Below are 14,140 nucleotides of genomic sequence, written 5' to 3'. Positions count from 1 at the left end.
TTTTATAATTTGTTTCACGTAGGCTAATAACCCTGTGAATTAGAAAGCCGAACACATTCACCAAAAAAATATCGATCCAGATAACTCGATTGACTAGATTACATCGGCGCTGAGTGATTTACACTCACTTCTTGGTTATTTATTGACCGTTTTTATACTTTTTTTACACCTCTCACCGCTTTTTTATCAAGAACTTTTCTTACAACTTCCTAAGCTGCTGTTATCAAAACTTGGTTATCAAAACTTGATCATCAAAAAACTGGGTTATCAAAAAATAAGACCTGTGGAGGTATATCGTGAGTGTCAGCATCATTTGTGGTGCGCTGCTGGTTCTGCTGCTACTGGGCTATCTGGTTTATGCCTTATTTAATGCGGAGGACTTTTAAATGGCGGCATCAGGATTTCTGCTTATTGCCAGCTTTATGTTGGTGTTGTTGGTGCTGTCCCGTCCATTGGGAAGTTTCTTGGCGCGTCTTATTGAGGGTGAACCTTTCGCGCCATTACAAAAGGTCGAGGCCGGTTTATGGTGCTGTAGTGGGGTAAAAAACCAGGAAATGAACGGCTGGCAATATGCGCTGGCCATTCTCAGTTTTAACCTGCTGGGCGTGGTGCTGCTGTTCGCACTATTAATGATGCAAGGCTCGTTACCACTGAATCCGGAAAATATGCCGGGGCTATCATGGCATTTGGCGCTGAATACTGCGGTGAGTTTTGTCACTAACACCAACTGGCAAGCCTATAGCGGGGAGAATACCCTCAGTTATCTGAGCCAAATGGCCGGTCTGACAGTACAAAACTTCCTGTCAGCGGCTACCGGTATTGCGGTGGCTTTTGCGCTGATCCGCGCATTTGCCCGCCATTCAGCCAGCACACTGGGCAATGCTTGGGTCGATTTGGTTCGCATCACTTTATATGTCTTATTGCCAATTTCACTGCTCATTGCGCTGGTTCTTGTCAGTCAAGGCGTCTTACAGAATTTGGACGGTTACCTGCATATCACCACCCTCGAGGGGGTAAAACAGACCTTGCCGATGGGGCCGGTGGCCTCGCAAGAAGCCATCAAAATGCTGGGTACCAATGGCGGCGGTTTCTTTGGTGCTAACTCCGCACATCCGTTTGAGAACCCGACGGCGTTTAGCAACTTTGTGCAAATGCTGGCGATTTTCCTGATCCCCTGCGCATTGTGTTTTTCTTTCGGCCAAGTGGTCGGGGATAACCGTCAGGGCCATGCACTGATCTGGGCCATGTCACTGATTTTTGTGGTGGCGGTGGTGGTAGTGATGTACGCCGAGCTGGCCGGGAACCCGCATTTGATGCTGTTGGGTGCCGACAGCAATATCAATATGGAGGGTAAGGAATCCCGCTTCGGTATCCTGGCGACCAGCATGTATGCCGTGGTCACCACTGCAGCATCTTGCGGTGCGGTTAACGCCATGCATGACTCCTTTACCGCGCTGGGTGGCATGGTGCCCATGTGGTTGATGCAAATTGGTGAAGTGGTGTTTGGAGGCGTCGGTTCCGGTTTGTACGGCATGCTGTTATTCGTGCTGCTGACCGTGTTTATTGCCGGGCTGATGATTGGTCGTACCCCTGAATACCTCGGCAAGAAAATTGACGTATTTGATATGAAAATGACCGCGCTGGCGATTTTGGTCACGCCAACGCTCGTGCTGTTAGGCACCGCACTGGCGCTCTGTACTGATGCTGGTCGTGCAGGGATTCTTAACCCCGGTGCGCATGGTTTTAGTGAAGTGCTTTACGCCCTTTCCTCAGCGGCCAATAACAACGGCAGCGCCTTTGCTGGCCTCAGTGTCAATACACCGTTTTATAACCTGCTACTGGCTGCGGCGATGTTCTTGGGTCGCTTCGGGGTGATTCTGCCGGTGCTGGCGATTGCCAATTCATTGGTGGCGAAGAAACGGCAACCGGCTGGCAACGGCACCCTCCCTACTGCCGGGCCACTGTTCATCGGCTTGCTGGTGGGCACCGTATTATTGGTGGGCGCATTGACCTTTATCCCAGCTCTGGCTTTAGGCCCGGTCGCCGAACATCTACAAGTTTGGTTAACACTTTAATTTTACTACCCAAAGAAGAGAATAACTATGACCCGCAAACAACGCGCAATTTTTGAGCCAGCACTGGTTCGCACTGCGCTGCTTGATGCCGTGAAGAAACTGGATCCGCGCGTCCAGTGGCGCAATCCGGTGATGTTCGTGGTGTATCTGGGCAGTGGGCTGACCACCCTGATTTGGCTGGCCATCTTAAGCGGCCAGACCACCGGCAGCGCCATGTTTACCGGCAGTGTTGCCCTGTGGCTATGGTTTACCGTGCTGTTCGCCAACTTTGCCGAAGCATTGGCCGAGGGGCGCAGCAAAGCGCAGGCGGAAAGTCTGCGCGGAGTAAAAAAAACCAGTTGGGCGAAAAAACTGACCGAAGCCCGCTTTGATGCGCCGCAACAAAAAGTCTCCGCTGACAGTCTGCGCAAAGGTGATGTGGTGCTGATTGAAGCCGGTGACACCGTGCCCTGCGACGGTGAAGTGCTGGAGGGCGGAGCCTCGGTGGATGAAAGCGCCATTACCGGTGAATCTGCGCCGGTTATCCGTGAATCCGGCGGCGACTTCTCCTCGGTAACCGGCGGGACTCGGGTGCTGTCAGACTGGCTGGTGGTTCAGTGCAGTGTTAACCCCGGCGAGACTTTCCTCGACCGCATGATAGCCATGGTGGAAGGGGCCAAACGGCGCAAAACCCCCAATGAAGTGGCGCTGACCATTTTGTTGGTGGCACTGACCATCGTCTTTTTACTGGCGACCGCGACTTTATATCCATTTTCGGTCTTCAGTGTTGAAGCCAACCATGCCGGTTCACCGGTCACCATCACCGTGTTGGTGGCGCTGCTGGTTTGCTTGATCCCCACCACCATCGGCGGGTTGTTATCCGCCATTGGTGTGGCCGGGATGAGCCGCATGTTAGGGGCCAATGTGATAGCCACCAGCGGGCGCGCTGTCGAAGCTGCCGGTGATGTCGATGTGCTGCTGCTGGATAAAACCGGCACCATCACGCTGGGTAACCGCCAGGCATCAGAATTTTTACCCGCACCGGGAGTGACCGAGCAACAACTGGCGGATGCCGCGCAACTCTCATCGCTGGCCGACGAAACCCCGGAAGGCCGCAGTATTGTGGTGCTGGCTAAACAGCGCTTTAACCTGCGCGAACGCGACTTGCACAGCTTGAATGCCACCTTTGTGCCCTTCTCAGCACAAACTCGCATGAGCGGCGTGAATGTACAAGACCGAATGATTCGCAAAGGTGCGGTCGATGCAATTCGCCGCCATGTGGAATCCAATCAGGGTCACTTCCCACGCGCGGTAGAAGATGCGGTGGAAAGTGTGGCGCGCACCGGCGGCACCCCTCTGGTAGTGGCTGATGGCCCTCGGGTGCTGGGGGTGGTGGCGCTGAAAGATATCGTCAAAGGCGGAATTAAAGAACGTTTTGCTGAACTGCGCAAAATGGGCATTAAAACGGTGATGATTACCGGTGACAACCGCCTGACTGCGGCGGCGATTGCGGCTGAAGCTGGAGTCGATGATTTTCTGGCCGAAGCCACACCGGAGGCTAAGCTGGCCTTGATTCGCCAATATCAAGCAGAGGGCCGACTGGTGGCCATGACCGGCGATGGCACCAACGACGCCCCGGCACTGGCACAGGCAGATGTGGCGGTGGCGATGAACTCCGGGACTCAAGCCGCCAAAGAGGCGGGCAATATGGTGGATTTGGACTCTAATCCGACCAAGTTGATTGAAGTGGTGCATATCGGCAAACAAATGCTGATGACCCGTGGCTCGCTGACCACTTTCAGTATCGCCAACGACGTCGCCAAATATTTCGCCATCATTCCGGCGGCGTTTGCGGCCACTTATCCGCAACTTAACGCCTTGAATGTAATGCAATTACATTCACCGGCTTCGGCAATATTGTCGGCGGTTATCTTTAATGCGCTGGTGATTGTGTTCCTGATCCCGCTGGCGCTAAAAGGAGTCAGTTACAAGGCGATGAGCGCCGCCGCCTTACTGCGCCGCAATCTGTGGGTTTATGGTCTGGGCGGGTTACTGGTGCCGTTTGTCGGAATCAAACTCATCGACCTGGTGCTGACGGCGTTAAATCTGGCCTAAGGCCGCTTAATGTAAACTAAGACAATAATGTATTTCGTCACGACCACTGCCACCTTGGGTGGCCGGTTTTAAGACCCAAATTGAGGTAATAAAAGATGTCATCGACCACGAATATGTCATCCACAAGCCGCATGTCCTACCTGCGCCCTGCATTGGTTTTGCTGATATTACTGACACTTATCACCGGAATAGCTTATCCTCTGTTGACCACTGGGCTGGCAAAACTGATGTTTCCACAGCAAGCGAATGGTTCACTGGTGATGCTGGGTGATGAGGTGGTCGGCTCTCGCTTGATCGGCCAAAACTTTACTCAACCGGGTTATTTTGCCGGCCGCCCATCGGCAACCGCCGATATGCCTTATAATCCAATGTCGTCCGGCGGCAGCAACTTGGCTGCCAGCAACCCGGATTTGGATAAAGCCATCAGTGAGCGCGTTAAATTACTGCGCCAGGCAAACCCAACACAAACAGGGCCGGTGCCAGTTGATTTGGTGACCGCTTCCGCCAGTGGTCTCGACCCGCAAATTTCACTGGAAGCAGCCTATTATCAAGCTCCACGCATTGCCAGCATTCGTCAAATGCCGCTGTCTGAGGTCAAACAATTGATTGATGGCAATGTACAGAAAGCAACGCCAAATTTCTTCGGTGAATCCGTTGTCAACGTGCTAAACCTGAACATGGCACTGGATGCCCAAAGTCACGTGAAAATCCCAGCTACTCCGGTAAAATCTTAAGGACATAACATGGTGGATGCAGAACCAACCCGCCCAAACCCCGACAGTCTGCTTGCGGCCGCGAATGAAAAATCGCGTGGCCGACTAAAAGTCTTTTTTGGGGCTTGCGCCGGAGTGGGCAAAACCTACGCCATGCTACAAGAAGCCCAGCGCCTGCGGGCGCAGGGACTGGATGTGTTAGTCGGCGTTGTCGAAACTCACGGGCGCAGTGAAACCGCCGCCTTGCTGGAAGGGCTGACAATCCTGCCACCAAAGCGGATTCATCACCGTAATCGGCAGGTTCGTGAATTTGACTTGGATGCCGCCCTCGCCCGCCACCCCGCCCTTATCCTCATGGATGAACTGGCCCACAGCAATGCCCATGGCTCCCGCCATCCCAAACGCTGGCAGGATGTTGAAGAGCTGCTGGATGCGGGCATTGATGTGCTGACCACCGTCAATGTGCAGCATTTGGAAAGTCTGAATGATGTGGTCGGTGGCGTCACTGGTATTCGGGTGCGGGAAACAGTACCCGACCATATGTTTGACGAGGCCACGGAAGTGGTCTTAGTCGATCTTCCCCCTGATGACCTCCGCCAACGGCTCAATGAGGGGAAAGTCTATATTCCAGGGCAGGCCGAACGCGCTATTGAGCATTTTTTCCGCAAGGGTAATTTGATTGCACTGCGCGAGCTGGCTCTGCGCCGCACAGCGGATCGGGTTGACGACCAGATGCGCGCCTTTCGCGACACTCAGGGGCGCGAGCGTGTTTGGCATACCCGCGATGCTATTTTATTGTGTATCGGCCACAACAGCGGCAATGAAAAACTGGTGCGGACCGCAGCCCGGCTGGCGGCGCGATTGGGCTGCATTTGGCATGCAGTTTATGTTGAAACCCCACGGCTGCACGGCCTGCCGGAAGCCAAACGTCGCGCCATTTTGCGCGCCCTAAAACTGGCGCAAGAGTTAGGGGCTGAAACCGCAACTTTATCGGAACCCAGTGAAGAGCGGGCGATATTACGTTACGCCCGCGAACATAATTTGGGCAAAATCATTATTGGCCGCCGCACTGAACAACATTGGAAACTGCGTGGCAGCTTTGCCGACCGTCTGGGTAAACTCGGGCCGGATTTAGACTTGGTCATTATTGCACTGGAGGGGGATACCCCCGCCAATGTCGTGAAAGAGGCCGACTCGCGAACTTTCACTGAAAAATGGCGGATGCAATTACGCGGCTGTGTCGCGGCCATCGGCCTGTGTGCGCTGATCACGGTATTATCACAGTGGCTAATACCGGGGTTCGACCAAGCCAACCTGGTGATGGTTTACTTGCTCGGCGTAGTGATTATTGCGCTGTTTTATGGCCGCTGGCCTTCCGTCTTGGCCGCATTTATCAATGTCGTCAGTTTCGATCTATTTTTTGTCCAACCGCACTGGTCACTGGCGGTTACTGATGTGCAGTATTTACTGACTTTTGGCGTCATGCTAATTGTTGGCATCGTGGTGGGGAACCTAACAGCCGGGGTGCGTTATCAAGCCAGAATTGCCCGCTACCGCGAGCAACGCGCCAGACATCTGTATGAAATGTCACGCGGATTAAGCCGCGCCCTCACCCCAGCAGATATTGCCAAAACCAGCCGTCATTTTCTTTCCAGCAGTTTTCAGGCCAAAACCGACCTGCTGCTGCCACAAGAAGATGGGCGCTTACAACAAATTACTACCGATGAAGGAGGCGCGCTTTCCGTCGATGAGGCCATTGCCCGCTGGAGCTTTGACAAAGGTGCGCCAGCTGGCGCGGGTACCGATACCTTGCCGGGTGTACCTTATCAATTGCTGCCGCTGACGGCATCAAAACAAACTTACGGGGTGCTGGCGATTGAACCGGCCAACCTGCGCCAGCTTATGGTGCCGGAGCAGCAGCGCTTGCTACAGACTTTCACCAGCTTGATTGCCAACGCGCTGGAAAGGTTGCATCTGGCTCGCAGCGCCGAATTGGCCAAACTGGATGCGGAACGCGAGCAACTGCGCAACTCCCTGCTGGCGGCACTTTCCCATGATTTGCGTACGCCGCTAACCGTGTTATTCGGTCAGGCGGAAATCCTGACACTGGATCTGGCTGCCGAAGGTTCACGGCATGCGCCGCAGGCCAATCAAATCCGCCAACAAGTGCTGAGCACCACCCGGCTGGTCAACAATTTACTGGATATGGCCCGCATTCAATCGGGCGGTTTTAACCTGCGCAAAGAGTGGCAGTCACTGGAAGAAATCGTCGGCAGCGCCCTGCATATGCTGGAAACCACATTAAGCCATCATCAAATTAAGGTCGAATTACCGGATGAAATGGTGTTAATCAACTGTGATGGCAGCTTGTTGGAGCGGGTGTTTATTAACCTACTTGAAAATGCCCATAAATACGCCGGTTACGCAGCATTATTGGGGATTAGAGCCAAGGTGCAAGGCGAGTGGCTGAATGTCGAAGTCTGGGACAATGGCCCCGGAGTCACAACTGGGCAGGAACAACTGATTTTTGATAAATTCTCCCGTGGTAACAAAGAGTCAGCTATTCCGGGGGTGGGCTTGGGTTTAGCCATTTGCCGTGCCATTATTGATGTACACGGTGGGCGTATCTGGGTGGAAAAAAGTCAAGATGGCGGCGCGAGCTTCCACTTTACCTTGCCACTGGAGAAAGCCCCGGAAATTGACAGTGAAAACATTGATACTGAGGAAACGTGACGATATCCCCGACTAACATCCTAATTGTTGAAGATGAAAAAGAGATCCGGCGCTTTGTTCGAATTGCGCTGGAGGGTGAAGGCTGGCGCGTATTTGAAAGTGAAACCCTACAACGCGGCCTGATTGAGGCCGGAACCCGTAAACCCGACCTCATTATTTTAGATTTGGGTCTGCCGGATGGTGACGGTTTGACCTATATTCAGGATTTACGTCAGTGGAGCGCCATCCCGATTATTGTGTTATCGGCCCGTAACAATGAAGAAGACAAAGTGGCCGCACTGGATGCTGGCGCTGATGATTATCTCAGTAAACCCTTTGGTATCAGTGAATTACTGGCGCGAGTGCGAGTTGCTTTGCGCCGTCACAGTGGGGGCAGCCAGGAAAGCCCGCTGATAAACTTTTCAGATATCAGCGTGGATTTGATTAACCGCCAAGTCACCCGTGCCGGTGTTGACCTCCACCTGACCCCGATTGAATTTCGGTTACTTTCAGCATTATTGGCAAATGCGGGTAAGGTCATTACCCAACGCCAATTACTCAACCAAGTTTGGGGGCCAAATTATGTCGAACACAGTCATTATCTGCGCATTTATATGGGCCACTTGCGTCAAAAATTAGAAACCGACCCTACCCGCCCTAAACATTTATTAACAGAAACGGGGGTGGGTTATCGCTTTATTCCGTAACGGTTTATTCACTATAAAATCCCTCTCAAGGCTATGAAAAATAAACTTAACGGCGTAGCATCAGGTTTTTAATGATAATAGGTCTTATTTATTATGAGCACTTGGTTGATTTATGCCCTACTGTCCGCTGTTTCAGCATCTTTAGTCGCCATCTTCGGTAAAATCGGCCTGCAACATTTGGATGCCAATACCGCAACCGCCGTGCGGGCTGTGGTGATGGCGCTATTTTTGGTCGGCGTGGTGGTGGTTCAGGGAAAATTCAATCTGGTCGGCACCGTATTAGCCGATAAAAAAGCGCTACTTTTTGTGGTGCTCAGTGGTGTAGCGGGGGCGTTATCCTGGCTATTCTATTTTATGGCCATCAAGAATGGTAATGTCTCACAAGTTGCGCCCATTGATAAACTCAGTGTGGTTTTTGCCGTGATTCTGGCCTTTATCCTGTTTGGCGAAAAGATTTCATTAATTGCAGGGCTAGGTGTGGCACTCATTACTGCGGGTGCATTGATGGTGGCATTGGGGTGATTTTTATCTTATGCAACATTATATATGACCTCAAAACAATGGACTAGTGAACTGAGCCACTAACCGTATTGTATAAAATCATCTTCTTTAAATATAAGCCATATGTTTAATAATACATTCCACACCACACATGTCTTGCTTAATATCAATTAAGATATAAAACATTTCACACTAAAAAATAATGAATAATAATGTCATTGAACTTTATTTAAATAAGCTGATTTTATAAAATATAAATCAGACACAATGTCTAACATTAGATAAAAGGATTTCATCTTGCAAAAACATACAAAAAAATCAAATAGTAGAAAAACGCCACTATTGGGAGAATTAATACAGAATGGTAATTCTGAATCTATTTTTATTGATTATATATCACCTGAAAAAATATTCTTCGAATATTCGGACTCGACACTGACTATAAAATTCCGGGATAAAAACGGTGACATCTATGCTATAAAAAAGCACAATGTAATTAAAGATGGTCAATTCTTGATTAAATCCATCATGATCCGCGATAAAGAGGGAGTCAAGCACGAATTATTTTTAACCTTAACAAAAACCCACAAAAGAGAAAATTTTTACGACGGCCCCGATAAAGATCTTTTGCTCACCAGAGAAGACCTACCAAATTACTCAGCACATCACCTCATCACCAATACCCCCCCCCTCTAAAGAAACCACACTGAAAGATAATGATAGTTTCGTCGGGCATAAATATATGAGAAATGTGGTCACCGGCGGCAAGGGTGACAATATCATTCAAGGTGGCGATAAAAATGATAACTTAGGGGGCGGCACCGGAAACGATATTATCTATGGTCATGCCTCTTTTGACGCCCTATTTGGTCAAGAGGGTGATGATATTTTAATTGGGGGGGAAGGCAATGATGGCTTAGCCGGTGGTGCTGGCAATGATATTCTGGATGGTGGTGATGGTAACGATGAACTACACGGCGATGCGGATGCCTTTGCCTGTTTTGCCAGTGAAAGCAGTTGGCGCGGCAATGATATAATATTTGGTGGAAAAGGTAACGATAGAATAGAGGGACAAAAAAACAATGACTATTTAGCTGGTGGAACCGGCAATGATTTATATGTCTTTTCTGCTTATGATGGCATTAATATGATAGTTGAATACAGTGGCGAAGAAAATACAATTAGCATTGACGATTATTTCTTTCACCAACTAAAGCTTAATCGTTATGGCAATCACTTGATGATATCGAGTACCGAAGAACATCCTAATAACCTGGTCATTGTCATCAAAGACCAATATTCTGAAGATGGCTATAAAGTTAAAAACTTACAGACGAAATCGTATCTTAGTCATGGCAGTGAGTCTGATAAAAAAATTCATGCAGTAATGATTAATAATATAGTGAAAAAATACAATGGAGATTCTGAAAAATTAATGGCTGCATTGAGCAAGATAAAAGATTTTGGTGATTCTTATCAAACTGAACTCTCTGATGTTTTTTGTGAAAAAACACCTGATTTTGAACAAATAACAAGGGGAAACCTGACTAATGTACTTATTGAGAAGAATAATGCATTGCGAGAAATGTATGAAGAAAAATCTTTCTATTTTGGTGATAACTTGCCTGACATAACTTATATTACTCAGGCGCTCTCTTCTTTTGCTCCCAAAGAAGCCTATCAATCCAATATAAAATATTTAAAATCCCCAATACCGATGGATAGTTTTTCTGGCGGCTTGGTCACTGTCGAATATTAACAACAGCGAGTATCGCCGTTGTTTTTTTGCTTATATGGGTGTTGGCGAAATAGCGCCAACTGGCGCTATTTCTTACCTGTAATGGCTATTTACCGGCTAATACTGCACTGACAATATCGACGGCTTCCTGCTCTATCTTTTCGCGATGCTCCGCGCCTAAGAAGCTTTCACAATAAATCTTGTAGGCGTCTTCGGTACCCGATGGACGCGCAGCAAACCAGCCGTTGTCGGTCATCACTTTCAACCCTCCAATGGATGCGCCATTACCTGGGGCAGCCGTCAGACGGGCAGTGATTGGGTCACCAGCCAGCGTACTGGCTGTCACCATTTCTGGTGACAACTTGGACAGGGCGTTTTTCTGTGCTTGGGTTGCTGGCGCTTGAATACGGTTATAACTTGGTGCGCCAAAGCGTTTCGCTAAATCGTCATAATGGTGCTGTGGATTTTTGCCGGTAACCGCGGTGATTTCAGCGGCCAGCAAGCACATGATAATACCGTCTTTATCCGTCGACCAAGGTTTGCCATTAAAGCGCAGGAAAGATGCCCCAGCGCTCTCTTCACCACCAAATCCAAAGCTGCCGTCGTGCAAACCCTCAACAAACCATTTGAAACCGACCGGAACTTCCACCAATTTACGGCCTAAATCAGCCACCACTCTATCAATCATCGCGCTGGATACCAGCGTCTTACCCACCGCCACATCAGCGCCCCATAGTGGGCGATGCTGGAACAGATAATTGATTGATACTGCCAAATAATGGTTCGGGTTCATCAGGCCAACTGGCGTCACAATACCGTGGCGGTCGTAATCGGGATCATTAGCAAAGGCTAAATCGAATTTATCACGTAAAGCCAGCAAGCCCGCCATCGCACATTCTGATGAGCAATCCATGCGGATCACACCATCATGATCCAGATGCATAAAGCGGAAAGTCTGATCGATAGAATCATTAACTAACGTCAGATCTAACTTATAATGTTCGCCAATACGCTGCCAGTAGGCGATACCTGAACCGCCTAGTGGGTCAACACCTAATTTCAGACCAGCCTGCTGAATAGCAGGAATATCAACGACATCGACCAAACCTTCAACATACGGCTGAATCAAATCCTGCTCACGCAGATGGTTGCCGCGCCAGGCCTTATCCAACGTTTGACGTTTGACACCCTCTAACTTCAGACTGAGTAACTGATTGGCGCGTTTTTCTATCACCGAGGTCAGATTAGTATCAGCCGGGCCGCCATTCGGTGGGTTGTACTTGATACCGCCATCTTCAGGGGGGTTATGGGATGGCGTGATGACAATGCCATCGGCCAAATTTTTACCCTGCGCGTTATAGCAAAGAATGGCATGAGAAATCGCCGGGGTAGGAGTGAAGCCATTATCTTGCTGCACCACAACATCGACACCATTCGCCGTCAGCACTTCCAGCACCGAAATAAAGGCCGGTTCAGACAGCGCATGGGTATCTTTACCCACATAACATGGGCCAGTAATGCCGTGCTGATGGCGAACTTCAGCAATCGCCTGCGCGATGGCCAGAATATGCGCTTCATTAAAACTGTGGCGCAATGAGCTGCCACGATGGCCCGACGTCCCAAACCTGACTGCATGGTCCTGATTTTCAGCATCAGGTTGCAATACATAATATTGCGACGTCAACTGAGCAACATTAATCAAATCGCTTTGCTGAGCAGCTTGCCCAGCACGAGGGTGATTAGCCACAGTCACTACTCCCTATCTCCCCTTCACACTTGAAATCGCAGGATTGTTAGCTGCAACTCCAAGTTGTTTGGGTATTGTTTCAACGAAATTAGATAGTCCCGCACACTTTATCGGTCAAGTCTGGCGGGAACTGCATTGTCAGCATGATATGTTGCACCATACTGCGTTTACGCTCGGTATTGGTATTAGTAATCACCCAGTATGGCGTACCGGGGACATGTTTGGGCTTGGTGTGTGTCCCGTTTTGCAACAAAGTCTGTTGGTCACCAGCAAAATAAACTCGAGTACGGCCATGTAAAGATTCGGTCGCCTCGGCAAATGCCTGTGCATCCAGGGTATAAAGTGTTGATAACACCAACATAAAGCGGTTAACCGCCCTATTTTGCTCAGCATACTCATCGGACAGCAGCAACTCACGGACTGCGCGTACGCGATCCCGTGGCGCCGAAGCTGGCGCTATTTTGGCTACTTCATTATTAGCTGATAAGTTATGAGTAGATAAGCTGGGTATCGGCTGACCGGCCGTAAACTTCAACATGCGCCGCAAAATATCGGACGCGCTCTCACCAATGTGTTGCGTATGGCTGGCGATATAGCGATAAAGCTCTTCGTCGAGTTCAATAGTTTTCATCTTTATCCAAAACAATAATTCAATTGATTTTTATATATTCTTTATGACAGTTCATGAAAAATTTAATTTTGATCTACATTTTTCAACCATCTGGTTTCACGATACTTCGCCACTTTCCGTTAGATTAACAGACTCTAGGGGGGCATCCAACTTTCCCCTCAATGACTTTGGATTGCCGCCAATATGATTGGATCACTAAACAGCATGATTAGATAGGTAATTAAGCAGCAGAGGGTTATTTATCAGCATCCAAGAGCAGCAGTGACCAATACTTAAATTGGAGAACCTCATAGGATGAAGATGCTGTAGAAATACTAACCACAGAAAGGATTGATTGATTTATCTGCCCGGATAATGGCAGATAACATTCATTCTCACTTTTGGTTTCAAGTACATTCAGTCATGCTAACCTAAGCAGAATGTCTCTCTGTATGAACATCGCCATGAAATTAAACTTCCGCTTACAAAATGCACTTTCTCCTAGCCCTTCCCTACCCATTATTCTGATCCATGGGCTATTTGGTAACTTGGATAACCTCGGGGTACTGGCCCGTGACTTACATCAAGACCATGACGTGATTCAGGTCGATTTGCGCGACCACGGTTTATCCCCTCGCTCACCCACAGTGAATTACCCTTGCATGGCGCAGGATGTGCTGGAGTTGATGGATAACCTCAGGATAGAAAAAGCGATTATTATCGGCCATTCCATGGGCGGTAAAGTGGCAATGGCCATGACGCCAATCGCACCCGAGCGCATTGAAAAACTGGTCGCGATAGATATCGCGCCGATCAATTATCAAGTGCGCCGCCATGAAACCATTTTCGCCGCCCTTAATGCGGTCAGTGCCGCAGGGGTGACGCAACGCCAGGAAGCCGCTCAGTTGATGCGCGAATTCATAAAAGAAGACGGCGTTATTCAGTTCTTATTGAAATCATTCCACAATGGAGAATGGCGGTTTAACGTGCCCGCATTGTGGGATCAATACGAAAATATTGTTGGCTGGCAGCCGATCCCCCCTAGCTCACACCCTATTTTGTTTATTCGCGGTGAACTGTCGCCCTATATTCAAGACAGTTATCGCGATGAGATTGCGCGCCAGTTTCCGCAAGCCCGAGCTCATGTCGTTGCCGGAACCGGCCACTGGGTTCATGCGGAAAAACCGGATTCTGTGTTACGCGCAATTCACCGATTTATAGATTAAAGCTGTTTTATCACTGA

General features: G+C 49.4%; 12 protein-coding genes. 10 read left to right on the top strand and 2 right to left on the bottom strand.

Annotated elements, in window-relative coordinates; all coding sequences use genetic code 11:
* Window positions 1–296 precede the first annotated feature (296 nt).
* From OP863_RS06510 to OP863_RS06470, 9 genes are all read left to right on the top strand, one after another.
* Window positions 297–386, top strand: coding sequence for a K(+)-transporting ATPase subunit F (locus OP863_RS06510; RefSeq protein ID WP_032819844.1), 90 nt, complete (start codon window positions 297–299; stop codon window positions 384–386).
* On the top strand, window positions 387–2,075 hold the full coding sequence (gene kdpA, locus OP863_RS06505; protein WP_265525997.1) for a potassium-transporting ATPase subunit KdpA: 1,689 nt from the start codon (window positions 387–389) through the stop codon (window positions 2,073–2,075).
* Window positions 2,076–2,102: 27 nt separating this feature from the next.
* Window positions 2,103–4,169, top strand: coding sequence for a potassium-transporting ATPase subunit KdpB (gene kdpB / locus OP863_RS06500; protein WP_265525996.1), 2,067 nt, complete (start codon window positions 2,103–2,105; stop codon window positions 4,167–4,169).
* Window positions 4,170–4,264: 95 nt separating this feature from the next.
* Window positions 4,265–4,903 (top strand): potassium-transporting ATPase subunit KdpC, encoded by a 639-nt coding sequence (gene kdpC / locus OP863_RS06495; protein ID WP_265525995.1) that lies wholly within the window; start codon window positions 4,265–4,267, stop codon window positions 4,901–4,903.
* Between the two features lie 9 nt (window positions 4,904–4,912).
* Window positions 4,913–7,615 (top strand): two-component system sensor histidine kinase KdpD, encoded by a 2,703-nt coding sequence (kdpD, locus tag OP863_RS06490; RefSeq protein ID WP_145591856.1) that lies wholly within the window; start codon window positions 4,913–4,915, stop codon window positions 7,613–7,615.
* On the top strand, window positions 7,612–8,301 hold the full coding sequence (gene kdpE, locus OP863_RS06485) for a two-component system response regulator KdpE (protein WP_145509445.1): 690 nt from the start codon (window positions 7,612–7,614) through the stop codon (window positions 8,299–8,301). The genes kdpD and kdpE overlap by 4 nt, the downstream gene beginning before the upstream one ends.
* A 93-nt stretch (window positions 8,302–8,394) precedes the next feature.
* Window positions 8,395–8,823: an EamA family transporter gene (locus OP863_RS06480; protein WP_145509446.1), complete on the top strand. Its 429-nt coding sequence runs from the start codon at window positions 8,395–8,397 to the stop codon at window positions 8,821–8,823.
* 276 nt (window positions 8,824–9,099) lie between these two features.
* A complete protein-coding gene (locus OP863_RS06475) occupies window positions 9,100–9,498 on the top strand; it encodes a hypothetical protein (protein WP_265525994.1) in 399 nt (132 codons plus the stop codon).
* Window positions 9,499–9,544: 46 nt separating this feature from the next.
* Window positions 9,545–10,561, top strand: a complete 1,017-nt coding sequence (locus OP863_RS06470; protein ID WP_265525993.1) for a calcium-binding protein — start codon at window positions 9,545–9,547, stop codon at window positions 10,559–10,561.
* Between the two features lie 85 nt (window positions 10,562–10,646).
* Here OP863_RS06470 and pgm read toward each other — a convergent pair whose 3' ends face one another.
* Both pgm and seqA read right to left on the bottom strand, forming a co-directional pair.
* A complete protein-coding gene (pgm, locus tag OP863_RS06465; RefSeq protein WP_145589751.1) occupies window positions 10,647–12,287 on the bottom strand; it encodes a phosphoglucomutase (alpha-D-glucose-1,6-bisphosphate-dependent) in 1,641 nt (546 codons plus the stop codon).
* An 88-nt stretch (window positions 12,288–12,375) separates the two neighbouring features.
* A complete protein-coding gene (seqA, locus tag OP863_RS06460; protein ID WP_038634715.1) occupies window positions 12,376–12,918 on the bottom strand; it encodes a replication initiation negative regulator SeqA in 543 nt (180 codons plus the stop codon).
* Window positions 12,919–13,361: 443 nt separating this feature from the next.
* On the opposite strand from seqA, the gene ybfF reads away from it, so the two are divergent.
* Window positions 13,362–14,123: an esterase gene (gene ybfF / locus OP863_RS06455; protein WP_145589752.1), complete on the top strand. Its 762-nt coding sequence runs from the start codon at window positions 13,362–13,364 to the stop codon at window positions 14,121–14,123.
* Window positions 14,124–14,140: the final 17 nt, after the last annotated feature.

The organism is Yersinia sp. SCPM-O-B-9106 (C-191) (assembly GCF_026183365.1).
Lineage (GTDB): Bacteria > Pseudomonadota > Gammaproteobacteria > Enterobacterales > Enterobacteriaceae > Yersinia > Yersinia rochesterensis.
This window is presented reverse-complemented; position numbering and strand designations above follow the sequence as displayed.

What these genes read in the sequence shown, in the direction of transcription:
- kdpB (WP_265525996.1), top strand. Translation starts at nt 2,103, where the DNA reads ATGACCCGCAAACAACGCGCAATTTTTGAGCCAGCACTGGTTCGCACT.
- ybfF (WP_145589752.1), top strand. Translation starts at nt 13,362, where the DNA reads ATGAAATTAAACTTCCGCTTACAAAATGCACTTTCTCCTAGCCCTTCC.
- kdpD (WP_145591856.1), top strand. Translation starts at nt 4,913, where the DNA reads ATGGTGGATGCAGAACCAACCCGCCCAAACCCCGACAGTCTGCTTGCG.
- seqA (WP_038634715.1), bottom strand. Translation starts at nt 12,918, where the DNA reads ATGAAAACTATTGAACTCGACGAAGAGCTTTATCGCTATATCGCCAGC.
- OP863_RS06480 (WP_145509446.1), top strand. Translation starts at nt 8,395, where the DNA reads ATGAGCACTTGGTTGATTTATGCCCTACTGTCCGCTGTTTCAGCATCT.
- kdpA (WP_265525997.1), top strand. Translation starts at nt 387, where the DNA reads ATGGCGGCATCAGGATTTCTGCTTATTGCCAGCTTTATGTTGGTGTTG.
- kdpC (WP_265525995.1), top strand. Translation starts at nt 4,265, where the DNA reads ATGTCATCGACCACGAATATGTCATCCACAAGCCGCATGTCCTACCTG.
- OP863_RS06470 (WP_265525993.1), top strand. Translation starts at nt 9,545, where the DNA reads ATGAGAAATGTGGTCACCGGCGGCAAGGGTGACAATATCATTCAAGGT.